The sequence below is a fragment of the Marinococcus halotolerans DSM 16375 genome (assembly GCF_000420725.1).
GTDB lineage: Bacteria > Bacillota > Bacilli > Bacillales > Marinococcaceae > Marinococcus > Marinococcus halotolerans.
In genome coordinates, this window is sequence record NZ_ATVM01000021.1 from 18,455 (window position 1) to 43,996 (window position 25,542).

At 47.0% G+C, this 25,542-nt stretch carries 25 protein-coding genes; 15 read left to right on the top strand and 10 right to left on the bottom strand.

Annotated elements, in window-relative coordinates:
* Nucleotides 1-46: 46 nt before the first annotated feature.
* Nucleotides 47-445, bottom strand: coding sequence for a DUF1499 domain-containing protein (locus tag G548_RS0113265; protein WP_342664633.1), 399 nt, complete (start codon nucleotides 443-445; stop codon nucleotides 47-49).
* Between the two features lie 118 nt (nucleotides 446-563).
* Between G548_RS0113265 and G548_RS18210 the strand changes: the two genes are divergently transcribed.
* Both G548_RS18210 and G548_RS18215 read left to right on the top strand, forming a co-directional pair.
* Nucleotides 564-1,235 carry an MBL fold metallo-hydrolase gene (locus tag G548_RS18210; protein WP_022794642.1) on the top strand — a complete coding sequence of 224 codons (672 nt, stop codon included), beginning with the start codon at nucleotides 564-566 and terminating at the stop codon, nucleotides 1,233-1,235.
* An 11-nt stretch (nucleotides 1,236-1,246) separates the two neighbouring features.
* Nucleotides 1,247-1,666 carry a nucleoside deaminase gene (locus G548_RS18215; protein WP_022794643.1) on the top strand — a complete coding sequence of 140 codons (420 nt, stop codon included), beginning with the start codon at nucleotides 1,247-1,249 and terminating at the stop codon, nucleotides 1,664-1,666.
* 10 nt (nucleotides 1,667-1,676) lie between these two features.
* On the opposite strand, the gene G548_RS0113280 is transcribed toward G548_RS18215, so the two are convergent.
* From G548_RS0113280 to ytvI, 3 genes are all read right to left on the bottom strand, one after another.
* Nucleotides 1,677-2,105, bottom strand: a complete 429-nt coding sequence (locus tag G548_RS0113280) for a hypothetical protein (RefSeq protein WP_022794644.1) — start codon at nucleotides 2,103-2,105, stop codon at nucleotides 1,677-1,679.
* A gap of 37 nt (nucleotides 2,106-2,142) precedes the next feature.
* Nucleotides 2,143-3,630 (bottom strand): aldehyde dehydrogenase family protein, encoded by a 1,488-nt coding sequence (locus tag G548_RS0113285; RefSeq protein ID WP_022794645.1) that lies wholly within the window; start codon nucleotides 3,628-3,630, stop codon nucleotides 2,143-2,145.
* 140 nt (nucleotides 3,631-3,770) lie between these two features.
* The gene (gene ytvI, locus G548_RS0113290) at nucleotides 3,771-4,883 is read right to left on the bottom strand and encodes a sporulation integral membrane protein YtvI (protein ID WP_022794646.1); all 1,113 of its coding nucleotides are present in this window, start codon (nucleotides 4,881-4,883) and stop codon (nucleotides 3,771-3,773) included.
* A gap of 209 nt (nucleotides 4,884-5,092) precedes the next feature.
* On the opposite strand from ytvI, the gene G548_RS0113295 reads away from it, so the two are divergent.
* Nucleotides 5,093-5,860 (top strand): 3-hydroxyacyl-CoA dehydrogenase, encoded by a 768-nt coding sequence (locus tag G548_RS0113295; protein ID WP_022794647.1) that lies wholly within the window; start codon nucleotides 5,093-5,095, stop codon nucleotides 5,858-5,860.
* Nucleotides 5,861-5,927: 67 nt separating this feature from the next.
* Here the strand turns inward: G548_RS0113295 and G548_RS0113300 are convergent, their stop codons facing one another.
* The 4 genes from G548_RS0113300 to treP form a co-directional block, all read right to left on the bottom strand.
* Nucleotides 5,928-6,869 carry a PD-(D/E)XK nuclease family protein gene (locus G548_RS0113300; RefSeq protein ID WP_027847411.1) on the bottom strand — a complete coding sequence of 314 codons (942 nt, stop codon included), beginning with the start codon at nucleotides 6,867-6,869 and terminating at the stop codon, nucleotides 5,928-5,930.
* A gap of 47 nt (nucleotides 6,870-6,916) precedes the next feature.
* Complete coding sequence (treR, locus tag G548_RS0113310) at nucleotides 6,917-7,636, bottom strand: trehalose operon repressor (RefSeq protein WP_022794650.1); 720 nt, start codon at nucleotides 7,634-7,636, stop codon at nucleotides 6,917-6,919.
* Between the two features lie 20 nt (nucleotides 7,637-7,656).
* Entirely contained in the window at nucleotides 7,657-9,321 is a 1,665-nt protein-coding gene (treC, locus tag G548_RS0113315) for an alpha,alpha-phosphotrehalase (protein ID WP_022794651.1), read from the bottom strand.
* A gap of 79 nt (nucleotides 9,322-9,400) precedes the next feature.
* Nucleotides 9,401-10,852, bottom strand: coding sequence for a PTS system trehalose-specific EIIBC component (gene treP, locus G548_RS0113320; protein ID WP_022794652.1), 1,452 nt, complete (start codon nucleotides 10,850-10,852; stop codon nucleotides 9,401-9,403).
* Nucleotides 10,853-11,017: 165 nt separating this feature from the next.
* Here treP and G548_RS0113325 point away from each other — a divergent pair, with 165 nt between their 5' ends.
* The 3 genes from G548_RS0113325 (at nucleotide 11,018) to G548_RS19715 (ending at nucleotide 14,363) form a co-directional block, all read left to right on the top strand.
* Nucleotides 11,018-11,944, top strand: a complete 927-nt coding sequence (locus tag G548_RS0113325; protein ID WP_022794653.1) for an alpha/beta hydrolase — start codon at nucleotides 11,018-11,020, stop codon at nucleotides 11,942-11,944.
* A 773-nt stretch (nucleotides 11,945-12,717) separates the two neighbouring features.
* Nucleotides 12,718-13,662, top strand: coding sequence for an NAD-dependent epimerase/dehydratase family protein (locus G548_RS18220; protein WP_022794654.1), 945 nt, complete (start codon nucleotides 12,718-12,720; stop codon nucleotides 13,660-13,662).
* Between the two features lie 446 nt (nucleotides 13,663-14,108).
* Nucleotides 14,109-14,363 carry a transposase gene (locus G548_RS19715; RefSeq protein ID WP_084687359.1) on the top strand — a complete coding sequence of 85 codons (255 nt, stop codon included), beginning with the start codon at nucleotides 14,109-14,111 and terminating at the stop codon, nucleotides 14,361-14,363.
* Between the two features lie 209 nt (nucleotides 14,364-14,572).
* Here G548_RS19715 and mreBH read toward each other — a convergent pair whose 3' ends face one another.
* Nucleotides 14,573-15,577 carry a rod-share determining protein MreBH gene (gene mreBH / locus G548_RS0113335; RefSeq protein WP_022794655.1) on the bottom strand — a complete coding sequence of 335 codons (1,005 nt, stop codon included), beginning with the start codon at nucleotides 15,575-15,577 and terminating at the stop codon, nucleotides 14,573-14,575.
* A 132-nt stretch (nucleotides 15,578-15,709) separates the two neighbouring features.
* Nucleotides 15,710-16,705, bottom strand: coding sequence for a lipoate--protein ligase (gene lplA / locus G548_RS0113340; protein WP_022794656.1), 996 nt, complete (start codon nucleotides 16,703-16,705; stop codon nucleotides 15,710-15,712).
* A 305-nt stretch (nucleotides 16,706-17,010) separates the two neighbouring features.
* Here lplA and G548_RS0113345 point away from each other — a divergent pair, with 305 nt between their 5' ends.
* The 9 genes from G548_RS0113345 (at nucleotide 17,011) to G548_RS0113385 (ending at nucleotide 25,518) form a co-directional block, all read left to right on the top strand.
* Nucleotides 17,011-17,718 carry a phosphoadenylyl-sulfate reductase gene (locus tag G548_RS0113345; protein WP_022794657.1) on the top strand — a complete coding sequence of 236 codons (708 nt, stop codon included), beginning with the start codon at nucleotides 17,011-17,013 and terminating at the stop codon, nucleotides 17,716-17,718.
* A gap of 29 nt (nucleotides 17,719-17,747) precedes the next feature.
* Nucleotides 17,748-18,896, top strand: a complete 1,149-nt coding sequence (gene sat / locus G548_RS0113350; protein ID WP_022794658.1) for a sulfate adenylyltransferase — start codon at nucleotides 17,748-17,750, stop codon at nucleotides 18,894-18,896.
* Between the two features lie 17 nt (nucleotides 18,897-18,913).
* Nucleotides 18,914-19,525 carry an adenylyl-sulfate kinase gene (gene cysC / locus G548_RS0113355; RefSeq protein ID WP_022794659.1) on the top strand — a complete coding sequence of 204 codons (612 nt, stop codon included), beginning with the start codon at nucleotides 18,914-18,916 and terminating at the stop codon, nucleotides 19,523-19,525.
* 76 nt (nucleotides 19,526-19,601) lie between these two features.
* The gene (gene cobA, locus G548_RS18230; protein WP_022794660.1) at nucleotides 19,602-21,059 is read left to right on the top strand and encodes a uroporphyrinogen-III C-methyltransferase; all 1,458 of its coding nucleotides are present in this window, start codon (nucleotides 19,602-19,604) and stop codon (nucleotides 21,057-21,059) included.
* Nucleotides 21,060-21,071: 12 nt separating this feature from the next.
* Nucleotides 21,072-21,824 carry a sirohydrochlorin chelatase gene (locus G548_RS18235; RefSeq protein WP_022794661.1) on the top strand — a complete coding sequence of 251 codons (753 nt, stop codon included), beginning with the start codon at nucleotides 21,072-21,074 and terminating at the stop codon, nucleotides 21,822-21,824.
* On the top strand, nucleotides 21,817-22,272 hold the full coding sequence (locus G548_RS18240; RefSeq protein ID WP_022794662.1) for a precorrin-2 dehydrogenase/sirohydrochlorin ferrochelatase family protein: 456 nt from the start codon (nucleotides 21,817-21,819) through the stop codon (nucleotides 22,270-22,272). The genes G548_RS18235 and G548_RS18240 overlap by 8 nt, the downstream gene beginning before the upstream one ends.
* Nucleotides 22,273-22,348: 76 nt before the next feature.
* Nucleotides 22,349-23,167: an aldo/keto reductase gene (locus tag G548_RS0113375; protein WP_027847413.1), complete on the top strand. Its 819-nt coding sequence runs from the start codon at nucleotides 22,349-22,351 to the stop codon at nucleotides 23,165-23,167.
* Between the two features lie 116 nt (nucleotides 23,168-23,283).
* Nucleotides 23,284-24,033, top strand: a complete 750-nt coding sequence (locus tag G548_RS0113380; RefSeq protein ID WP_022794663.1) for a TspO/MBR family protein — start codon at nucleotides 23,284-23,286, stop codon at nucleotides 24,031-24,033.
* 174 nt (nucleotides 24,034-24,207) lie between these two features.
* Nucleotides 24,208-25,518 (top strand): lysine N(6)-hydroxylase/L-ornithine N(5)-oxygenase family protein, encoded by a 1,311-nt coding sequence (locus G548_RS0113385; RefSeq protein ID WP_027847415.1) that lies wholly within the window; start codon nucleotides 24,208-24,210, stop codon nucleotides 25,516-25,518.
* Nucleotides 25,519-25,542: the final 24 nt, after the last annotated feature.

Below are 25,542 nucleotides of genomic sequence, written 5' to 3' on the forward strand. Positions count from 1 at the left end.
TAAAAGGGGTAGAAATTCAATGAGTATCAAAAAAATTTCTTAATTTTTATTCATTATTCTGGTCATAAAACCGGGCCGTGATTTCTTTCATTCTATTTTTGTTTTTTCCCATATCCCCCTTGCCTATTCTTGAAGCCGAACGAAAATGAACGTGCCCCTGATCCCCGAAATAAAAAACAACGTCATCCTTGAATTTAAGCACCGGTGTCGTAAATACAGTCGAAATATAGTTATCGTCTTCATGAACAATTTCCGCATGTGTCTGCTGCCGAATAATATTGCGAATAGTGCTTTTCGCTGTTTCCGGGCTGCCTGAATAGTGTATAGGCTCCATGTAATGACGTTTATCCTCCGGAGAGCTCATGGTGGAAACACAATTTGGGCTGTCAGGGCAGGGAGAAAGCATAAATAACATCCTTTCGCGGTAGAATTTTATATACAACATTGTGTACACTGTAAACAGATGATTAGAATTAAATCAGCGTTATTCTCTTTCCCGAAAAAATAAAGCGTTAACCGGAAGCAGGAAGGGAAGGAGAAAGGAAGAAAGGAGTGGATCGCAGATGGTGAAAGTCAGCCAGGTGAGTGAAAATATTATTAAGGTGCACATGAAAGTAGGCATTACCATCAGTGCCTGGGTCGTGAAGCATGAGAACGGATCAATTATTATCGACACGGGCATCCGGCCAATGGCACCGAGAATTTTAAAAGAAGCAGCACGTTTTGGACGGGTTCAGATGATTTTATTAACTCACGGTCATCCGGATCATGTAGGCGGACTCGCTTATATTCAGGACAGAGTTAATGCACCTGTTTATATCCATGGGCTCGAGATTCCTTACATAACAGGGGAGAAACCTTATCCTAACCGTAAAAAACCGACGGATTATACGAAAGGATTTTCTGTGAAGCAGCTGCCGGGGGACAGCCGCGGCGTTTTTCATTCCATGATGGGGATTGATCCGTATTTTACGCCTGGGCACTCGCCGGGTCATACCGCTTATTATCATAAAAAGGATGACGTTCTGATCACTGGCGACATGATTACTTCTAAAAATGGACGTATAGGTCCTCCGATGAAACAGTTTACTGCTAATATGGACCGGGCGATGCGGAGTACGAAAACCATACAGAAAGTGGCTCCCGAAAAATTATCAATCTGTCACGGAGAGGATCTGGAGTATTCGCAGCATCTGTACAGCGCCTTTGTAAATGAATACCAGTCTAAAGTATAAGGGGTACGGTTATGTATAATGAAGCTATGATGAAACGGGCGGTTCAGCTGGCACAGAAGGTAAAAAAAGAAGGAGAAGGGGACCCTTTTGGTTGTGTAATTGTCCGGGGTGGTGAAGTAGTAGCCGAGGAAGGGAATAAAGGCTTTAAAACCTTTGACCCGACGACTCATGCCGAGCTGGAAGCAGTAAGGACCGCTTCACGATTCTTAAAAACCCAGGACTTAAGTGACTGCGAGCTTTATACGAGCGGGGAACCGTGCCCGATGTGTGAAGCTGCCATTAATTGGAGCGGTATCCCGGTAGTATACACGGCAAAAACAGCAAAGGAGGCCGAAAATGCCGGCCTCCTTCCAGCGCCCGAAACAACCTACGAGCTGCATTATAAACCGCTTCAGGATAAAAAGCTCGATCCATACCTTGATGAACAGTAGGCCCGAGCCGTTAAAGCAGAAAAAAACGGAAATAAATAAGTATGCCCAGGTAGATAATTAATAATACTGCAGACATGAGCAGAATAAACCACATGTATAAAAGCGGCACGTGATGTGACTGCTTTTTTATTGTAACTGCAGCGAGGGTCGTTGTTGTTCCGAGCGTAAGCAGAATCAGCACCACCAGCCAGGTGGCAATGGACGGCCACGGAAGAAAATACACAAATGGCATGAGCATCAGCAGGACACACATGGTATAAAACGCATAAAGCGATGTTTTATACAGGCGGGTATCCTTTTGACGTTCTTTATGCTGCCGCCGCCGGTCCAGCCTGCTGTTTGATTTTTCTCCGTTCGCAGAAGCAGGCTGCAGTGTCTGCTTAACACGGCTCCACAGCTGCTTCGGGGCGAATCGTTTCCATTTTGATGTACTTCCCATTTTTCATACTCCTAAGGGCAGGTGGAAAACATCAGCGTTACGGCCGGCGTGCAAGGCCCATAAACGTCTGCAAAAATGATTTCCAGTTACGGTTTCTGCCATAGTAATAGTCGATGATCTGCGAAAGTGATTCGAACTTTCCTTCATAAGGATACCATAAAATTTCACTGTTCATACTCCCCCGTGCGCTCATAACGGAAGTTTCAATACTGAACGAACGCATGCCTGCGGTGGAGTGATAGGATCCAATGCCGCTCTGTTTTGCGCCTCCATAAGGAAGGTAATGATTGGCAGCATGGGAAATTACATCATTGATCATGAAGTTGCCCGTGCGGACCTTCGCAGTAAAGTTCGCCGCAAGCTCCTGATCAGCAGTGAAAATGGACCCGCTCAGACCGTAGATTGTATCGTTAAACAGCTCGAGCGCCTCGTCTATTGTAGAATAAGTCCGTACTGCAAATACAGGACCGAAAGTCTCTTCCTTCCATATCCGCATTTCTTCGGTTACTCCGGTCAAAACCACGGGTTCGATCGAGAGGGTTTGTTCGTCCCACTGTTTGGGCGGCTTCCCGGCTATCTGTTCGGCGCCCTGGTCAAGCGCTTCCTGAACCTGGCTGTAGACAGTCTCCCACTGCTTTTTTGTGGTCATACGCCCGATTTCATACTCTTTATCGCCGTCCCGGCGAAGGCCGGCAATGGTACTGCGTACACTGTTCAAAAATTCTTCCTGAACCTCTTCGTGCACAATTACGCGTTCGACAGATAAACATACCTGGCCGCTGTTCATGAAGGCCCCCCAGGAAGCAGCATTTGCCGCCCGTTCCACGTTTGCATCCTCGTGAACGACCATAGCATCCTTTCCTCCCAGTTCGAGAGTGGTGGGGATTAGATGCTCGGCGGCCTGCTTTTGGATAACCTTTCCTGTTGCGACCGATCCCGTAAAATGAATATAGTCCGGCTGCTGTTCAATTATTAAGCGTCCAGTTTCAGCTCCGCCATGGAGCACCTGAAACACCCCGTCAGGGAACAGTTCCGAAATTTTTTCAAGAAGAAGGCTCGCGAGCGGCGTCTCTGCGGAAGGCTTTAAAAGCACGCAGTTTCCTGCAGTCAGCGCTTCAACCACAGGAATAAGAGAAAGCTGAAACGGAAAATTCCATGGAGAGATAATAGCAATTTTTCCGCGGGGCTTCCGTATAATTGATGAATTTTTACCCATGAAAATCATCGGGGTTCTGACACGCTCCCGGTTAAAAAGACCTGGGGCTTCTTTTTCAATGTGGCGCAGCGCTTCAAGCACCGGAATGACTTCAGACCCCAGCGCTTCAATAGGAGGTTTTCCTGTAGCGGAGGAGATAATGTCGGCAATCTCTTCCCGGAGCTCGCTAATAGTAAAGCGAAGCAGCTGTATGTAGCTCAGCCTTTTTTCTATGGATAGAGAAGCCCAGGGAGTGAAAGCCTCATCAGCCTTTTGCCAGGCAGCCTGTATTTCTTCTTCATTAGATGAATGAACGGTTGTTGTTTCCAATGTTGACACCCTTTCTAAATCATAATAATAAGTATAGTACCCCGTTCCCTAATTGGAAGTAATCATAACAGAAGTGACGGAAAAGAAGCCGTGGTCGTCCCGGAAGGCACGAGGCTTCTTTTCCGTAGCGTGAGCATACTTTATTTATCGAAGCCGTACCGGATAAAACGCGAGATATCTTTCGCGACGCCGATATCCCAAAGAATGATAAATAGAACCAGAATGGCGGGTCCCGCCAGCAGACCAACGGCTCCAAACATCTGCAGGCCGGCAAACAGGGAAATCAAAACGGCGAGTGGGTTCAGATTCATGCTCGAAGAGAGCACCTTTGGCTCGATAATCTGCCGGACAATCATTGTAATAGTATAAAGAATCAAAAGGCCAAGCCCGAGGCCGAAGTTGCCTGTGATGATCAGATACACTCCCCACGGAATTAAAATAGTGCCGGTCCCTAAATAAGGAAGAAATTCAGCGACACCAACGACAGCCGCAAGCCAGTAAGCCCCGTCGACTCTCATGATAAGAAGGCCGATTAACACGATAACGCCTGTTACAAGCATAAGAATCAGCTGGGCCCGAATGTAGCCGAATACTCTCGCCCACATGGCCTGATAAAAAGCCTTCAGCCGCTCGATGACGAAGGGAGGGAGGGCCAGTTTCATTTTCCCGGCATATCGGTTCCAGTCTTTTCCAATGAAATAAATAGCTAATACAATAAATAACAGGACAATCAAAAGCGTGGGAATACCTAAAATTAATTGGGTCAAAGCGTCAGCAGTAGTCTGAGCGACTGATCCAAGACCAGAGCCGAGCTGACTTCCAAGCTGAGCTATCCCCTGATCCACAGAAGACTGGCCGCCAATGCCGGAAGCGGCTCCTGTGGCTCTTTCCCAGAAGGGGAGGATGTTTTCATTGTAAAAATTCTGCATTTGCAAAAAGGTGCTCTCCATCCAGGCGGGTCCCTTTTCAGCGATTACATTGAATAGTTCAATTGAAAGAAAGATCAGGCCGGTAACAATGCCCCCGACGATGCTTAAAGTTAGCAGGAGGCCAACAAGGGCGGCTATCCCATTTGGCAGACGCAGTTTATAATGAAGCCACCTCGTAAGCGGCATAAGCATCCACGCGAAAAAAGCAGCGATCCAAAACGGGTACGTATAGGAAAAAATCTTGCCAATCGCCCATGCGAGCGCGAAAGCGGCTACTATAACGATGACAAAACGAAGGATCATCCAGCCGGTTGTTTGTTTCATGGTCCATTCCATTCCTTTCCTTTGGCGGACATGCTATCCATCTTTTCTTATTATAACCTTCCCGCTGCAAAAAAGAATCTACACGTTTTTTAAAAATATTCCTGAAAAGAGAGGGATATATACTTTTGATGAATAGTTCTTTAGGGTAATTATAAGGTAGAATGGGAGTAGTAACTTTTACTTTAGGAACAGACAGGGGAGGAAGCAGTATGGATATTAACGGAAAAGTTTTTTTGCTGCCCGGCGGTGCATCCGGACTTGGCGGTGCTACAGCGAATATGCTGGTAGAGAACGGTGCCAAGGTCGTTATCGCCGATTTTGAGGTGAGGCCCGGGAGAAAAAGAGCAAAAGAGCTTGGAGACAGCGCCATTTTTATTGAGATGGACGTCACTTCGGACGAAAAAGGAAAAGAAACTATCGATAAGACGATAGAAACGTTTGGACGCATCGACGGAGTAGTTAACTGCGCAGCACTGGGGCTTGCAGAGAAGATTTTAAATAAAAAGGATTCGCACTCCCTCGAGCATTTCACTCGTGTTATTCAGACGAACCTTGTTGGAACGTTTAATATGCTTCGGCTCGGTGCAGATGCGATGAGACATAATGAACCAAACGAACAGGGAGAAAGAGGCATCATTATTAATACATCTTCGATCGCGGCCTATGAAGGCCAGGTCGGTCAGGCTGCCTACAGTGCTTCCAAGGGGGGCATCTGGAGTCTGACGGCGCCGGCAGCCAGAGAGCTTTCAGACTTTGGCATACGGGTTATGGCTATCGCTCCGGGCCTGTTCGAAACTCCTTTTTATATGTCCTTTCCGGAAAAAGCAAGGCAGACGCTGGGACAGAACGTTCCTTTTCCAAGAAGGCTCGGCTTTCCAAATGAGTACGCCTCGCTTGTAAAAGAAATTATTCATAACACGATGTTAAACGGAGAAACGATTCGTTTGGACGGCGCGCTTCGTATGCCTCCCAAATAAAAAAAGTACCAGGGTCTGTATTGCGGACTCTGGTACTTTTTACGTTTAGCCTCAGGGCAAAGCTTATTTACTGCTGCGGGAAGCAAAGCTCATAAAAGTTGCACCTCTTACAGGCGAAGGTGTTGGTTGTTTTTTTAAAATATTCGAGTGGAAGAGGCTTGTTGGCTTCCTTATCCTCGAGAAAGCCTGCCATACGCTCGACGCTCTGGACGAGGAGCTCTCTGACTTCCTGAAGGGTGGAGTGGTCGAGCTTATGTTCGACACTTGTGCCTTCGAGCAGATATTCATTTCGAACGACGATATCCTCAAGCGCTGTTTCCGGGTAATAGTCAAGGACGTACTGCGCATACAAAGCCAGCTGGTACGGATCTTCCTCTGTCTGCAGACCGGTTTTCCAATCCACGATGACCCATTTATTGTTTTCTTCATCTTTATAAAGAAAATCGAGAACGGCAAATACTTTGGTGTTTTCAAGATTCATCGTGCGGAGCTCTTCCGATTCGAGGTAATAGGTCGGGCGGTCAGAAGTGAGCTCGAGTACAGTGTCACAGGTTAAAATATGCTCCACTACAGCCTCGAGCCGGTCCTGGATTTTTTTAATTTTCTCTGCGGGCAGCTTTTTTTCTTCACCGTAGTAAATTTCATGGAGCATCGTCGTATGTTTCGGTTTTTTACGCCACTGTTCTACGTTTTGCGTAGAATCGATAAACCCTGCATTCAGACGGGTGCGGATCGTTTCTTTCAACGTATCCTTTGTCGGAAGGTGGCCGTCGTTTAAATATTTTTTCAGTGTTTCTTCTACCAGGTCGTGCACAATAGACCCAAACAGCATTTCAAGATTGGTTAGATTTTTCAGCCGGTAAACGTGACGCGCAAAAGGGTCTGCATTGCGCAGCCAGCCGTTGTGTGAGGAGTAATACTGATGGGCATACTGCCGTTCGCATTGAAGCAGCGTTTTATGTCTCGACAGCGACCAGGAAAACTCCGGATAGTCCCTTATAGTAAACAGGAGAAATCACTCCTTCGATTTGTCTTTATCATGCTCCTGATACCATTTTAACGGTGACGGCGGGCAAAGTCGATAAAACGGAACTTATCCGAACGGTGCCTGGACTCGGTGTATTGAAATAATTCTGCATTATCAAGATACACATAGTTTCGAACGACCGCAATACTCGAATCCGGGTAAAGATCGAGAAGCTGCCTGTCTTCTTCCGTCGGCTTTTCAATAGTAATTTCTTTCCGCGCAAAGCTGATCACAAGCTTTAGTTTTTTCTCTACGTAGTCATAAATAGAATCAGCACAAATGTCTTCAGTAAGGCCGGGAATCCAGCGCTCAAGCAGGTAGTCAATGTCGAGCACAATGTTTTCGCCATCCATTTTCCGCTGCCGTTTTACTTCCCAGACCTGCTCCGTTTCCTGAACCTCGAGCGCGTGCTGGAGGGCCGGAGGCACAGTAGAGAGGGTCAAGGAATGCACATAGGTTTTACTGTTGCTGCCGGTCTGTTCCGCGAGTTCTTTAAAGCTGACGAGCCCGGAGACAGGAAAATCAAACCGGCCGGTTTCAAGCACCACAGAGCCCTTGCCCTGAATTTTTTGAATGTACCCATGTTCGGAGAGAAGATTCAGCGCTTTGCGGATGGTTTCCCGTGACGTTTCGTACATAGAAGTGAGCTCATGCTCGGAAGGAAGCAGAGCATGAGGCTGAAACTGCTCATTTCGGATGCCGCGCGCTATTTCTTCATAGATGTCTAGATATTTTCTTTTTGTACTCATGCTCGTTACACCTCAGGCAGCTATTTTTGGTAATGCAGAACGATTGTTTCATACGGCTGAAGGCTGTCAGCTTCGAGGGAAAAGCTATCCCGTTTATAGTTGGTGACAAAGACAGTGCCTGCCGCTTCTTTGCCGGGAAGATCCAGACTGCCGGCTTGAATCGTATCAGACGAGAAATTACTTATGATAAGTAATGCTTCATCTTCGTCCTCGCGTGTGTAGGCAAAAAGTGAGGAGTGGTCCGGCAGGTAGAGCTGATAGTCTCCAGTTGTCAGGATTTTGTAATCCTTGCGGAGCTGAATTAATTTTTTGTAAAAATGATACACAGAATCGGGATCGCTTACCGCCTCTTTGGCGTTAATGAGCGTATAATTTTCCGGGACCGGCAGCCACGGCTCGGAGTCACTGAAGCCGGCATTTTTCGAGCTGTCCCACTGCATCGGTGTACGGGCGTTGTCCCGGGAACGGGCCTGAATAACAACGAATGCTTCCTCCGGACTTTTTCCCTGCTTTTGCATAATATTATAATAGTTGATGGTTTCCACGTCACGGTAGTCGTTGATGGAACTGTAGGAAGGATCCGTCATTCCAAGCTCCTCGCCCTGATAGATGTAAGGAGTGCCGCGCATACAGTGCATAGTCGCTGCTAGCATCTTCGCCGATTCTACGCGGTACTTCCCGTCGTCGGCGTACCTGCTTACAATACGGGGCTGGTCATGGTTGCACCAGAACAGGGCGTTCCAGCCTCCGCCTTCATACATACCGCGCTGCCAGTCTGATAATGTTTCTTTTAACTGCACAAAATCGAATTCAGGCAGCGCCCATTTCTCTCCTCCGGGGTAATCCGCTTTTAAATGGTGAAAATTAAAGGTCATGCTAAGCTCTTCGCGGTCCGGACGGGTATATTTGATGCAGTGATCGATCGTCGTGGAGGACATCTCTCCGACTGTCATAGCTCCGTGCGGGGCAAATACGTTTTGATTCATTTCATGCATCCACTCGTGCACTCTCGGACCGTCAGTATAAAACCGGCGGCCGTCGCCGATATCGTCATTTGGAAAACGCTGATCCTTCGAAATTAAATTAATGACGTCGAGCCGGAACCCATCGATGCCCTTAGCGAACCAATAATGCATCATATCGTACAGCTGGCGGCGCAGTTCTTCATTTTCCCAGTTTAAATCTGCCTGGCTGACGTCAAACAAATGCAGGTAGTACTGGTTTGTCGGCTCGTGCCACTGCCATGCAGAGCCGCCGAATTTAGACACCCAGTTGTTTGGTTCAGCCCCGTCTGCGGGGTCCTTCCAAATATAATAGTCGCGGTAAGGACTTGAGACATCTGACGAAGCGGCCTGGAACCAGGCATGGTCTGTGGAGGTATGGTTAATAACGATATCCATAATGACTTTCATGCCCTTTGCATGAGCTTCACTTAACAGGCGTTCGAAGTCCTCCATCGTTCCATATACATCGTAAATATTATAATAATCACTGATATCATACCCGTTGTCCTTTTGTGGCGAAGGATAAACAGGATTGAGCCATAAAACATCAATTCCGAGATTCTGCAGATAATCAAGTTTTTCGATAATGCCGGGAAGGTCGCCGACCCCGTTTCCGGTCGTATCGTTAAAGCTTTTAGGGTAAATCTGGTAAATAACTGCGCGTTTCCACCACGGTTCCATTCTGCTCATCCTTTCGCATATATGCTGTATGGAGCAAAGGCGCCTGCCAAGTAGACCAGCAGACGCCTGAATTCATTAGTTAAACTTCCACTTTGCGAATACGCCCATAGAGATAGGTTAATACAATCGGGAGGATAATGACAATCAGCATTCCGATAAAGAATACTCCCCAGTCTCCCGGGCGGATGGAAAAGATGCCGGGAATACCACCGACGCCGACAGCAAAGGCAAGCACGTTATTAATACTGATAAACGTTGCTGCGATGGCAGAGCTGATAAGCGCACAGAAAAATGGGAACCGATACTGCAGGTTAACCCCGAATAATGCCGGCTCGGTAACGCCGAGGTATGCCGAAAGTCCGGCGGAACCCGCAAGTCCCCGCATGTTCTGGTCTCTCCAGGCTAAAATCATCATCCCAACAGCAGCAGAGCCCTGGGCGATGTTGGAAAGAGCAAGAATCGGCCATAAAAAGGTGCCGTCAGTTGAAGCGGTAAGCTGCAGGTCCACCGCAAGGAATGTATGGTGGAGCCCGGTAATAACGAGCGGTGCATAAAGGAGACCATAAAGCAGGCCGCCAAGCCATGCATACTGATCAAAGGTCCACAGGAAGAAGTCGGTAATTGCGTTCCCGAGGCCAAAGGTAACCGGTCCGATAATAATAAAGGTAAAGAATCCGGTAACAAGCAGAGCAATCGGTGCAACCAGCAGCACCTGAATGGAATCTGCAATTCGTTTCCGGAGGAAAATTTCAATTTGCGCTAAAACATATGAGGCTACAAGCACTGGAAGCACCTGGCCCTGATAGCCGACCTGCTCAACGTTCCAGCCAAATAAATCCCAGGTTGGCACTTCGTTATTGGCACTTGCATCGCCATAAGCATACGCGCTTAAAAGCTCCGGGTGAACGAAAATCAGCCCGAGTACAATACCAAGCAGCGGGCTTCCGCCAAACCGCCGGACCGCCGACCACCCTATGAGAACAGGCAGGAAGTTAAATGAAGCGTTTGCAATGATGAAAATAATTTCAGAAAAGCTGGTCCACTGTGGATACACTTCGATTACAGCTTCGTCGAAAAATATGCCAGGGCCGGTCAACAGGTTGTTTAACCCGAGCAGGAGACCTGCTGTGATAATGGCAGGAAGAATTGGAATAAAAATGTCAGCGAGCAGGCGAATAAAACGTTGAAATCCGTTCTGCTTTTTGCCGGATTTCTGTTTTTCACTGGTACCGCTTTCAGAATCTTCGTCTCCTGCACGCCCGCCGCTTTCTTCGGAACGGCCCGTGACGCTCATTAACTCTTTATAAACTTTGTCCACTGTGCCCTGGCCGATTACAACCTGGTACTGGCCGCCGGAAGCAAAGGCTCCCCGTACAAGATCGAGGTTAGTAAGCTTTTCTTTGTCTACCTTTTCTTCGTCGTATAAAACAAATCGCAGCCTTGTCACGCAGTGGGTGACTGTTTCTATGTTTTCATTGCCTCCCACGGCTTCTACAATCGTCTCCACGGCTTCTTTAGTAATTTTTGCCATTATGGTTCCTCCTTAAATGAATGCATTTGAAAACGATACCAATTTATAAACTCACTTTAACTTGTATATACAAATTAGTCAATATAATTATCAATGGCGAAAAAGGTTTTTATTAAACGAAAAATAGGAATACTAATACAAAACCCTTTAATGGAGCGTGAAAGCATGGAACAGCTTATAACAATTGATCAAGCAGAAACATTACATGGAACGCTCACCGTGCCTGATAACAGGCATGAAAAAATTCCCGGTGTGCTGATAATTGGAGGAAGCGGGCCTGTAGACCGCGACGGAAACGCACCGAGGATGAAATTAAATATTTATAATCAACTGGCCGCCTGGCTTGAAAAGCAGGGCATAGCGGCGCTGCGTTATGACAAGAGAGGTACTGGGAGCAGTGAAGGGGATTTTCGTGAAACGGGGCTGCAGGATTTAATCGAAGACGCTGCTGCTGCAGTGCGTCTTTTGAAAATGATTCCGGAAATCGATGAAGATAAAATTTTCATTCTCGGCCACAGCGAAGGCGGGGCGATTGCGCCAAAGGTGGCAGAAAAAGAAAAGGTCCAGGGGCTGATGACACTAGCCTCGTCGCCTAAGCCGCTGTTTGATATTTTACTTGAACAGGGAGAATCGGTGGAAAGGGAAATAAGTGAGGGCAAAGGGATCTTTTACCGTGCACTAAAGACGGGAAAAGTAAATAAGCGGATAATCAAAAAGCAGCATAAAGTGCTTAAGGAACTGCTCGATGAAGAAGCATCAAAAAAATATAAAAATGTGAATGTGAAATGGTTTCAGGAGCACGCTGACTATGACCCTAGAGAAGCCTTTCACCGCATGCGTATTCCTGTGATCGCCGTAAATGGAGGCAAAGACGCCCAGGTGAAGGCAGAAGACGTCAGTGCGATTGCCCAGCATACGAGCGGGCCGGTCGAAGTTTATGTAGTCGAAGAGATGAACCACATTCTCAGGCATCAGCCAGAAGAGTTCTCGATCATGAAAACGAAGCGCAGGTACTTAAAGCAGCAGAATGACAACCTGTCCCATGAACTGCTGGACCACCTGCATCCCTGGCTGCAAAAACAGATACAGTAGTAAGCATTGGAAAAATTAATGTCGGATATAAAAAATCGCCCACAGGCATAAAACCTGTGGGCGATTTTTCCAGGCTGTTTATAAAGTGATTATTTCTGAAGAAGTATGCAGTTAGCTGCTTCCGTCTTCGAAGGGTCGCTTTCCGGAGGGAACTCTCTCCGCTAACCTGCCCTTCTTACAAGGAGAGCATGGCTTCGCGCAGCCAAATTCTTGGAAAGCAAAGAACGCTTTTCAAGAATTGTAACACCCTGGCTGGCTCCGCTCATGCTTCCTACTGCTTCCCAATAAGATCGTTTGGGAAGCAGTAGGAATCGTTCTATCTCCTCCCGGAGTCGCCCCTTCTACAGCTCCAGCATCTTATAACATAGGGAAACGCTTATTTACGAAACATAAGAGCACGAAAGGTTTTCCAATAAAAAAGTTTATTTTTTCTGCAGTGTCCGGCAGTGACACCGGTGGGATCGAAGCGCAGTATCTCAGGGCCAGTCCAATGACTTTCTGGACAGGCCCTGAGAGCATGAGGAAACCCAGGCCCATGCCTGCTGTACCTATACAGCAGGCATGGGAAACAGCTGAAGACGAGCATGCAGGCTTCCGCCGGTAAACGAAGGAGAAAATACAAGGAATAGAATAAATATGCTTATTTACTTAATCAACACTCTGAATTCTTATAAGCATGAAATTGATTCTATGAAGTAGCTGATTCATTTATCTGTTATAATAGCACTGCTTGTGTAAGCGCTTTAATTTTTTTAAAGAAATGAGGAATAGTGATGAAAAAAGTTGTAGTAACAGGTGGAAGCGGCCTGCTCGGCACATGGGTGTTAAAAGAATTTGTATCTCATGGCTATCAAGTACTGAATGCGGACGTGAAAAACCCGGAGGAAAATATCTGTGATACGGTAATCGTAGATCTGACCGATCTCGGGGAAGTATACGGGGCGCTTCAAGGTGCTGACGCAGTGGTGCATCTTGCAGCAATTCCAGTCGCCTATTCGCATCCAAATGAAGTAACGTTCCGCAACAATACCTTGGCCACCTATAACGTGCTGGAAGCAGCAGCAGGGCTCGGGATAAAAAATGCGGTTCTGGCTTCCAGTGAATCTTCTTACGGCATATGCTTTGCGAAAGAACGATTCGATCCGCAATATGTGCCTATTGACGAGGCGCATCCGCAGCTTCCGGAGGATTCTTATGGTCTTTCTAAGATAGTGAATGAAGAAACAGCCAAAATGATGCATCGCCGCACTGGCATGCAGGTAGTGAGTTTCCGTCTTGGAAACGTGATTGTTCCTCCTATGTATCAGAATTTCCCTTCCTTTATCCATGATGCTTCCCAGCGGGACCGTATTCTTTGGAGTTACATTGATACAAGAGATGCTGCTGCAGCATGCCGCCTGGCGGTAGAGAAGCAGGGACTTGGTGCAGTTGAGCTGAATCTTGCCGGTGACGACACAAGTATGGATATTCCCAGCCGTGATTTAATGAAAGCAGAATTTCCAAACGTGCCGATCAAAGAAAATCTCGGCGAATTTGAAAGTTTACTGAACAGCGATAAAGCAAAAGAACTGCTGGGCTGGAAGCCGGTTCATTTTTGGCGCGACAACGTAAAATTAAGTGAAACACACATATCACGCTGTATAATTACAAATCAGGCTGTTGATAAAGTCGCCATTAGGCGGCTTTTTTTCTTGATTTCTTCCGAAATCGTCGTATGATAAAAGAAAAAAGGAGTCGATTTCATTGATGGGCCAATGGCAGAACCGACGACATGTTTCCACTGTCACGACTGTTGAGGAGCTCGTTCCTAAAGATCACTTCCTGCGAACTGTAGACACGAAGATTGATTTTTCTTTTATTGAATAGATTTCTCTACCTCATTATTCGCCGACCATGGGTCGGCCATCTAGTCCTCCCCTCGTGCTTTTCCGGATGCGGGATATTACACCGGGTACCTATGCAAAAAGTTGAGAGAAAAAGCTTTGTTTGCGGTTATTTCCTATCGTCGCCCCTCGCCAACGTCCAAAGCACTTCCGAAACGGAAGTTTAGGTATGTACCGGAAAGAAATATGTATATCTGTCCCATGGGCTGTATGCTTACGTACCGCACGACGGATCGGAACGGTTATCAACAGTATCGATCTTGTATACAGGATTGTAAAGAGTGTCCTCTACGCGAATCTTGCCTATCCAAGTCGAGTCCGACCCGTGTGTAATCACCCGCCACATTTGGGAGGAACATAAAGAACATGTGGCAAAGAATCGTCGGACGCCGGAAGGACAAATAGTGTTTCGCCTTCGTAACACGACGGTGGAACGGAGTTTTGCGGACGCGAAAGAACTCCATGGCTATCGATATGCGAAGTTTCGTGGAGAGAAGTATGTCCAAATTCAATCTCACCTCACCGCAAGCATTTAAAATTTGAAGAAAATTGCACTCCACCGGGCAAAAACTGAAGCAGCATAAGACTCTTTGCATGCATAAATACCGAAGATAAGAAAAAATCTCCAGATTTTACATAAAAAGAACCAGAAGCCTATGTTGGAGATGCTTCTGGTAATAATAGTTAATCAACACTCTGAAAAAATCGCCCACAGGCATAAAAACCTGAGGACGATTTTTGTTTATTACATGGAGGCTTTCTGCAGACTGTTGATCATTGCCAACGATTTACCGGTGCCGATCGCGACAGCTTCAAGAGGGGAAGAGGCAAGGTGAACCGGTACTACAATCTGGCGGCTCAGCCAGTCCTGAAGGTCGTTCAAAAGCGCGCCCCCGCCGGTGAGAACAATTCCCTGATCGACGATGTCGCCGCTCAGTTCAGGCGGACACTGCTCGAGAGTAACACGAATAGTTTCTAAAATCTGATCGAGAGTTTCTGTGATAGCCCGGTGAATTTCCGGTGACTCCAGGGTGATGGTTTTCGGCAGCCCGTTTACAAGATCTCTGCCCCGGATTTCCATCGTACGGACTTCACCGTCCGGGATAGCGGAACCGATTTCCATTTTGATATTTTCAGCAGTACGTTCGCCGATCAGCATGTTGTATTCTTTGCGGACATGCTGGGTAATGCTCTCGTCCATATGGTCTCCGCCGCGGCGGATTGCCCGGGAGGAAACAATGCCGCCGTAGGAAATAATCCCAACCTCTGTCGTGCCCCCGCCAATATCGACGATGACGTTTGCTTTAGGTTCATCAACAGGGAGATCGGCACCGAGCGCTGCTGCAATTGGCTCTTCGATTAAGGAAACAGATTTAGCCCCGCAGCCAAGCACGGCATCACGGATGGCCCGGCGTTCTACGGAAGTAGAATCACACGGCGTACATACGACGACCTTCGGCTTGCGGAGAGTAAAGCTTGATTCTTTTTGAATTTTTTTCATTATGTGGGATAGCATGGCAGAGGTGATGTCATAATCTGCAATAACGCCTTCTTTCATCGGACGGGTCGCGATGATATTAGCCGGAGTTTTCCCAACCATTTCTTTTGCTTCTGTACCTACAGCGTAGACTTCTTTTGTGTCGATATGAAGTGCTACAACCGAAGGCTCGTTAAGAATAATGCCTTTTTCTTTCGTGTAAACGAGAATATTCGCGGTCCCAAGATCAATACCAATTTCTGTTAATGCCATTTTATTTACTCACCTTTTCCGGGTTATTAGTCTCTAGTATTTAATTGTAGAGGAGTCAGGGTACTTAAATGAGGGTCTAAGGTCACGTAAAAAATGAGTAATTTCCCATTTTTACGAAAAAATGAAGCTGAATTAATAAATTAAGTCCACTACTTCATCAATGGAAATTGCTCCAAAATACGTATACAGGTCAAACTGCGATAATGTTTCATAGATGGCTTCGCGTTCATACTTCGTACCCTGAAGCGCTTCCTGAAGATCCTCTACGTTCCCGGTACCAAAAAAGTCTCCGTATATTTTCGTTTCCTGAATCACGCCTTTTTTGACGTTGAAGCGGATGTCGAGCATGCCGGCATCGAATTTTTTGCTGCGGTGAATATCAAAAGCCGGGGATTTGCCGTAGTTCCAATCCCAGTTGCTGTACCGCTCATTAGATATCTTATGGATTTCCTTCCAGTCTTCGTCGGTAAGGCGGTACTGCTCGATATCTTCGTCGCTCCCGAAAATATAACGTAGAATGAGCTGTTTGAAGGCTTCTACAGACAATGGTTCATCCAAAAACTCATTGATATTTCCCACACGGCTCCGAATGGACTTGATCCCTTTTGATCGGATTTTTTCGTCTTTTACATTCAGCGCAGCTACGACGTTTTCAATTTCCGAATCGAGCATCAGGGTGCCGTGGCTGAACATTCTTCCTTTTGTGGCAAACTGGGCATTACCCGAAATTTTTTTCCCGTTCGCCTGTAAATCATTGCGCCCGGACATTTCGGCCGGAACCCCGATATTGTTCAAAGCATCGACGATAGGCTGAGTGAATTTTTGGAAATTTTGAAAGCTGTTCCCGTCATCTTTCGTTAAAAAGCTGAAATTTAAATTGCCTAAATCATGATAGACTGCACCGCCGCCGGAAAGACGCCGTACTACCTGAATGTTGTGCTTCTCTACGTAATCGGTGTTGATTTCTTCGATTGTATTTTGATTTTTCCCAATAATGATGGAAGGGTTATTCACATAAAAAAGCAAATACATTTCGTCTTTGTCGAGATCCATGTTTTTTAAAGCAAATTCTTCAATGGCTAAATTGATTCTCGGGTCATTTATGCCCTCATTATCGATAAATTTCATCCGTAACCTCCTAAAAATTGTGCGCTGAACCAATGTTGTTTTCAAAAGAAAGAGTCTTTTATATTATGCCATATATACTGATGTGAAAGCTAATGCTAACAGGAAAAAGAATGAAAGAGGGAGTTTCGCCGGGAACAATCCCTAGTTAAACGATTTGTATTGTTGACTTTGCAAAACGTACCCACTAAAATATACTATAAGCTAATAAACCTGATAAACTTACTAAGGATTTCATGAACTTTAAAATAAGATTTTCATTTTTTATAGAAACAGGTACAATATTAAAGGGAAAGGGATGGAAGCGCATGATAGTATACGATTCCCTGCAGACAAATGAGTTGGAGCAAGTGAATAATGACGTGCTGGAAGGAAAAAGTGCGCTTGAAGTTGTTCGCTGGGCCTACGGCGAATACGGCGATGATTTAGTATATGCATGCAGTTTCGGGGCTGAAGGGATTGTATTGATTGATTTAATCAGCCAGGTGAAACCAGATGCCACCATCGCTTTTCTTGACACTCAGTTTCATTTTAAAGAAACGTATGATGTAATTGACGCAGTTCGTGAAAGGTACCCGCAATTAAACATTAAAATGCTGAAGCCGGAGCTGTCGCCTAAACAGCAGGCGGCCCAGGAAGGCGAGAGGCTGTGGGAAACAGATCCGGACCGGTGCTGCGGTATCCGCAAGCTGCAGCCGCTCGAAAATGAATTGAGCCAGTACGGGGCCTGGATGTCCGGCCTGCGCAGGTCACAGTCACTTACCCGCCGCAACACGCAGTTTGTTAACGAGGATAAACGGTTTGAGTCCATTAAAATATGCCCTTTGATCCACTGGACGTGGGACGATGTCTGGGCTTATATCGAAGACAACAATCTTCCTTACAATGAGCTGCATGAGCAGAATTATCCAAGTATCGGATGTGTACAGTGCACGGCGAAAGTGCTTGAAGGCGAAGACCACCGCAGCGGCCGGTGGACAGGAAGCGGAAAAACAGAATGCGGCCTGCACCGCTGATGAATTAAGACGAAGAAGGGACGATGATCATGGCTTTAAGCACTCCACACGGTGGAAAATTAGTAAATCGTAAAGATTTGACCAAAGACGTTTCATCCATTCAAAAACAAATTGAGCTTGATGAGGTCGCTTTATCCGACCTTGAGCTGCTTTCAAACGGCGCGTTCAGTCCGCTCGAAGGCTTCATGAGCGAAGACGACTACAGCTCGGTGGTTTCTTCGATGCGCCTTTCGGATGGCACGGTCTGGAGTATTCCTATTACGCTGCCGGTCACAAAGGAAAAAGCAGAGGAATTGAAAGCAGGAGAAGAAGCCCGCCTGGTTTTTGACGGAGAAACGTACGGTACGATTGAACTTGAAGGATTCTATACTCCGGACAAGAAGCGGGAAGCCCGAGAAGTATACCGCACCGAAGAAGAAGCCCACCCTGGCGTAAAGAAGATGTACGACCGGCCGGACACGTATGCTTCCGGCAAAATTACGCTGGTAAAAGAAATCAGCCATGAGCAGTTTGAAAACTATTATCTGGACCCGGAGGAAACGCGCACCGCCTTTGAAAGCCGCGGCTGGAACACCGTGGTCGGTTTTCAAACGAGAAACCCTGTCCACCGGGCGCATGAATATATTCAAAAAGCAGCACTTGAAACCGTGGACGGCCTGTTTTTAAACCCGCTTGTCGGGGCAACAAAATCGGATGACATTCCCGCCGATGTGCGCATGGAAAGCTACGAGACGATTCTCGACGAATACTACCCTGAAAACCGGACGTTTTTAGCCGTATTTCCTGCCGCTATGCGCTATGCAGGACCGAGAGAAGCGATATTTCATGCCATGGTGCGGAAAAATTACGGCTGCACCCACTTTATTGTCGGCCGTGACCATGCGGGTGTCGGTGACTATTACGGCACGTATGACGCCCAGGAAATTTTCTCCGAGTTTACGTTTGAAGAACTTGGCATTCAACTGCGATTCTTTGAGCATTCCTTCTACTGCCTGAAATGTGAAAACATGGCCACAGCGAAAACGTGCCCGCACGACAAAGCTGATCATGTCATTCTTTCCGGTACGAAAGTGCGTGCCATGCTGACCAACGGCGAAATGCCTCCAAAAGAGTTCAGCCGTCCGGAGGTCGTGGAAGTATTGATCCGCGGCATGCAGAGCCAGACTTCCAATTCATAAACGACAGGAGGAAAACGATGGGGTCTAAATCCACCGATATCGTCTGGCACGACGCCTCGGTATCCAAAGAAGAACGTCAGGAAAAAAATAAGCATCAAAGCTTTGTGCTCTGGTTTACCGGCCTTTCCGGATCCGGTAAATCCACGCTTGCAAACGCCGTCTCCCGGAAGCTTTTTGAGCGCGGGAGCCATACTTATGTACTCGATGGAGACAATGTACGTCACGGCCTGAATAAGGACCTTGGCTTTTCTCCGGAGGACCGGACAGAAAACATCCGCCGCATCGGAGAAGTGGCAAAGCTGTTCGTTGACAGCGGCCAGATTGTCAGTACCGCTTTTATTTCCCCATACCGGGAGGACCGCCACCAGGTGCGTGAACTGCTCCCGGAGGGAGAATTTATCGAGGTATATGTAGAGGCGAGCCTCGAAGCCTGTGAAGAACGGGACCCGAAGGGCTTGTATAAAAAAGCGCGTTCCGGAGAAATTCCTTCCTTTACCGGGATCAACGCGCCCTATGAAGAGCCGGAAACCCCGGAGCTTACGGTAAATACCGAACAAAAATCCATTGAAGAATCCGCTCAGGAAGTGGTGGACGCTTTAGTGAACTGGAATTACATCGAAGAACAATAAAGAAAGATACGTAGAGGGCGCGGGCTGTTAAGCCGTGTCCTTTTTTACCATTTGATAAAGGGAAAGGAGGAGTTGGGTGGCAGATGGGAAAGTGTATTTAGTAGGAGCAGGGCCCGGAAATGAAGGTCTTCTGACCGTGCGCGGAGCAGAATGCATCCGCCAGGCGGACGTCATCTTTTATGATAGGCTGGTCAACCCGCTTCTTCTGGAACAGGCTCCGATTGGAGCGGAACGTATATACTGTGGAAAACTGCCGCAAAAGCATATTCTCCGGCAGGAAGTGATTCAGAAAATGATGGTGGAAAAAAGCCGGGAGGGAAAACGGGTAGTACGCCTTAAAGGCGGCGACCCCGGCGTATTTGGAAGAGTTGGGGAAGAAGCAGCCGTCATGGAGGAAAACGATATCGATTACGAAATCGTCCCCGGCATCACCTCCGGTATAGCAGCCCCGCTTTATGCCGGTGTACCTGTGACTCACCGGGATTATTCGGGAAGCTTTGCAGCAATTACGGCCCATACGAAGAAGGAAACAGGAGAGCCGGACCTGGACTGGGAGCCGCTTGCGAAAAGCATTGATACAGTCGCCTTTTACATGGGGGTCAAAAACCTTCCTTTTATTACGAAACGGCTCATAGAAGCAGGGAAGCCTGAGGATACAGCTGTGATGGTAGTCGAGTGGGGCACTTATTCAAAGCAGCGGACAGTTAAGGGCACCCTGGCAGATATCAATGATATTGTGCAGAAGCATGCGATTGAAAATCCTTCGATTACGCTGGTTGGCAATGTCGTTAAGGCAGGGCCGGTCTCGACCTGGTTTGAAGAGCTCCCGTTGTTTGGCCGGTACATGTGGCATGTGCGGACAACACCGGGCTCAAGCAAATGGAGCAGCGAATGGAAAAGTCAGGGTGCAGAGGTGTATGAGGGGCCTGTATGGGAAGAAACACTGCCGGAGCTTATCCACTTACAAAAGGATCTTCCCTATGATGAAATTGTATTTGAAACAGCCAGTGACGTTGAAGCTTTTATAGCCCAGCTAAAGTACTGGCGTCTGGACCTGAGACAGGTGAACTGCATTCTTACAGCTGCAACCCACCGGGCAGAAGAAAAATGGAAGGACTATGGTGTTCTTCCCGAACTGCGCCAGAAAGAGGAATGGAAATCTGCTGAGAATGTTCATGCTATTGGAAGTAAGGCGTGGATAGAAGAGATCGCCCCTCAGGGCAGCAGTGATATTGGGCATGTGTTAAAGAGTGCCGCTTCTTCAGATCATACACTTGAGCGGCTGTTGGTGGATGACTCCATTAACACAGTGATTTTCCCATGTAGAAAAGCTGTCACGACTGCGGTGGAAAAAATCAACCGCCTGTATAATGGAGACGCTGGACGATGGTGGTCACAAAAAACGGTGGTTTGCATTGGTGAACGCACGAAAGAACAAGCTGAAAAATATGGAATCCATGTGGATATGACAGCGGGGGCTTCAGCGCAGGCAGTGACCGCTTCTATTCAAAAGTGCTTCAGCCCTATTCTTTAAGGAGGAACCATAATGAAGGCTATTTTGTTTGTGGGACACGGAACGAGAGTCCCTGAAGGTAATGAACAGGTAAAAGCTTTTACAAAAAAAGCGGGAGCCGCTTTCCCGGAATACGAGCAGAAGACCTGCTTTCTGGAATTGGCAGAGCCGGATATTGTCACAAGTGCTGTGGAATGCATTGAAAACGGAGCGGAGACCCTGGCTGTTGTACCGGTGCTTTTACTTTCAGCAGGTCATATTAAAAAAGATATCCCGGAAGAGCTCGAAAAGGTACAGCAAATGCACCCTGAAGTAACTATTCAGTACGGAGACCCTTTTGGTGTTCATGACCGTATTAACGATCTTCTTCTGGATCGTCTCCGTGTAAAAGGCTGGGTTCCGGAGGAAGAAGCAGTCATCCTGTTTGTAGGAAGAGGGGCAAAAGATCCCGGAGCCATCGAAGACTTTTACCGTATTGCCGGGGAGCTTGAGAAGCACACCGGCCGCTCGAGGGTGGAAACAGCTTTTCTTGCCGCTGCCGAGCCGGGTTTTCAGGAGAAAATGAAAGAGCTGGCTGAAGGTAAACGTCCCGTGTACGTTCTCCCCTATTTAATGTTTGTTGGCCTGCTCATCAAAGAAATGGACGAAGCAGCAGCCCATTATAATCAAGCTAAACCCGGGCATTTTACAAGGTGCGACTTTTTAGGCTTTGATGAGCGGCTGCTCCCTGTGCTTGAATCCCGGGTCGCTGAAACACTTGAGAAAGACGCAGGCATTCATGTCTGACTTTCTTCTTCCATTAGCTGTGAGTATGCACAAAACAAAAGCCGTAATCATCGGCGGCGGTAGTGTGGCAGAACGTAAAGCCGGTAAGCTGTTAAAGGCAGAAGCTCTCGTTACAATTGTGGCACCGGAGCTTTCCCCGGGGCTGAAAAAGCTGTGGGAAGAAAATAAGGTGGGCTGGAAGCAAAAAACGGTCGAACCGGAGGATTTGGAGAGCGCCTGGCTGATTGTTTCCGCTTCCGGGGACAAAGCAGCCCAGCAAATGATTGCGAGGCATAAACATCCCTGGCAGCTGGTAAACGGTGCCGATAATCCTTCAATCGGCAATGTAGCTTTTCCGGCTTCGTTTATGGAGGACGGGGTACAGATCTCCATTTCAAGCGGCAGCAATAAGCCGGTAAGCGTAAAGGAATGGAAGCATTATCTCCAGCGTCTTGTAAAAAAACGGTGAATCCTGCAGGTGTAATTTAAAGAACAGCGGGTATACAGTAATAGTCACAGCATTTACAGAAAGAAGGTATACAAAAATGGATTACGTAACTTTAAACAATCAGCTGCAAATGCCTCAGCTTGGCTTCGGTGTTTTTCAGGTAAGTGATGATGAAGCTGAGCGGGCTGTTACACATGCGCTGAAATCCGGCTATCGTTCAATCGATACGGCAATGATCTATAAAAACGAAGAAGGAGTCGGCCGCGCGATTAAAGCAAGCGGGATTCCAAGAGAAGAGCTCTTTATTACGACAAAGGTATGGAACTCTGATCACGGCTACGAAAACACACTGAAGGCATTTGACGCCAGCCTGGAACGTCTTGGACTCGATTATGTGGATTTATATCTGATTCACTGGCCGACGCCGGCAAATGACGATTATGTAGAAACGTACCAGGCGCTTGAGAAGCTTTACGAAGACGGCAAAGTAAAAGCGATCGGCGTAAGTAACTTTGAGGTGGAGCATCTGGAAAGAATTTTAAACGAATGCACAGTAAAGCCGGTATTAAACCAGGTAGAATGTCATCCTTATCTGGCGCAGAATGAATTAAAGGATTACTGCAAAAAGAAAAACATTTATGTGGAAGCTTGGAGCCCTATCATGCAGGGCGGAGAAGTGCTTAACGACGAACACATTCAAAAAATTGCAGAAAAGCATGGAAAAAATCCTGCCCAGATCGTCCTGCGCTGGCACCTGCAAAATGATACGATCATCATTCCAAAATCAGTCACGCCAGAACGCATTGAAAGCAACATCGATGTGTTTGACTTTTCACTTGAGGATGAAGATATGGCGACCATTAACCGTCTGGATAAAGGTGCCCGCAAGGGTCCAAGGCCAGCAGAAATTAACTAAAGAGAAACCGAATAATCCTCCGGGCAAAAACGGCCGGAGGATTTTTTAAATGAACATAGAGTATATATGCAGCTGAAGCAGCTGCGGCCAGGTCTTTTAATCAAAGGTGGGTGTTTATGTTTTCCATTCCTTCCATGAAGCTTAAGCTTCTGAATGCTTTCGCACTGGCGATAGTCATTACTGTAAACGGGCTTGCCAACGCCCTGCCATTAAACGGCCAGACAACCGGCAGTATATCGGACAGCCTCGATGTATTATTTACCCCTGCAGGGTACGTTTTTTCGATATGGGGAGTTATTTATCTGCTGATGATTTTATGGGTGCTGCGTGCTTTTTTCGCAAAACCGACGGAGGAGCATATATATGCTGGCATCGGCTATACATTTATCCTGTCCTGCATATTTAATGTGCTGTGGCTGTTCTTATTTCATTATGAAATATTTTACGGAACCATGGCGGCAATTCTGGGACTGTGGCTCAGCCTGGGAGTTATCTATATAAAAATTAAAACGAGTCCCCGGCGCGGGCTTCTGCTGGTCCCAATCAGTGTGTATTTTGGCTGGGTTACGGTCGCTTCTATTACGAACATCGGTGTTGTACTTACAGCGAACGGTGTGCGCGGATGGATCATCGACGGCAGCTGGTGGACTGCTCTTGCGATTGCAGCAGCTTCTGCAGCCGTGATTTTATTTTACAGAAAAACGGGCGACGTTTTATATACGCTGGTGTTTGTCTGGGCGTTTACCGGTATTTTTGTACAGCGCTGGCAGGAAGTGAACCTGGTAGCCTGGACAGCGGCAGCGGCTGCATTGATTCTGTTTGTTCAGCTGTTTTTCCGTCCTAAAGGTAATTTCACTTATTTGTAATTATATTGGGTGATTAACAACAAAAAAGGAAGGGAAAATAGAACTTGATTACAGAGTTGGAAATTCGTATAGAGTCGAAGGTTTCTGGCAGCCTTTCAATACGGAACGGAAGTCCAGCGGTATTGCTGGACTTTTTGATTGAAGCCGGAAACACTTAATTTTGAGGTGATCAGGGTGGAAAACAAACTTTACGATATAGCAGGAATTGGGCTCGGGCCGTTTAATCTTGGCATGGCCGCCCTTCTTGAACCAGTGGACGATATAGAAGCCGTGTTTTTAGATGAAAAAGATGAATTTGCCTGGCATCCTGGAATGCTGCTCGAAGGAACAGTGCTGAATTCTTCTTTTCTTGCTGACTTGGTGACTTTTGCCGATCCGACGAGCCGTTTTACGTTGTTAAATTATTTGCACAAGCATAACCGCATGTTTCAGTTCTTTTTTAATAAGCAGCTGAAGGTGCCAAGAAGAGAATACGATTCTTATGGAAAATGGGTGGCCGCCCAGCTTCCTTATTGTCTTTTCGGCCAGCGGGTGCTTGAGGTTGCTGACAGCAGCTGGGACGGAGATGCCTGCTACAGAATTACGACGGAAAATACGGGCAGCGGCGAAAAGGAATATTTTTATACGAAAAATGTAGCGGTCGGAACAGGAGCAGCGCCGATGCTTCCTCCTAATATTGAAAGGCAGAAGAATGATGAGATTTATCATGCGGCTGATTATTCCTTTCGCAAAGAGGAGCTGAAGAGCGGGGACGAGGTGACGGTTGTTGGCTCCGGCCAGAGTGCAGCAGAGATTTTCCATGACCTCCTGCAGGACCAGAAGCATTTTCATTACAAGCTCAACTGGTTTACCCGTTCCCCACAGTTTTTCCAGGCTGAGGACGCAAAGGTCGCCCGCGAGATTTTTTCTACGGATTTTGTCGAATATTTTCGTTCACTTGACATTAAAACAAGGCTCGAAACTCTGCCGGAGCTTGATCATGCGAGAAAGGGCATTGAGCAGCCCACGCTTGAAAAAATATACGATCTTCTTTATCATCGTTCTATCGAACGTGAAGATCCAAACGTCGTGCTTCAGGCCGCCACGGAGCTGTCAGATATTCAGTCAGTGGAGGGAGGCTATCAGCTGAAGCTCCGTCAATGGCAGCAGGATAAAACGTTCCGCTGTTTTTCGGATAAAGTCGTGCTTGCCACCGGGTTTCAGCCGAGTGTCCCGGAGTGGATTCAGGAATACGGAGAGCTCGTGGAAAAGGAAGACGCGGACCATTATATGATTGATGATTATTACCGTCTTCAGTTCAAGGACGGGCGTGACAATCACATATACATGCTCACAAATATCGATCACTCACACGGCACAGCTGCGACGAACTTATCTTTATCCGTCGTAAGAAATCAAACCATCATCAATAACCTTTGCGGCTTTGAGCGCTATCCGGTGCAGAAGGATACGGTATTCCAGCGTTTTTCTGCAAAAGAAGAATAAGGAAATGGACGTCTCTGCTGAGCG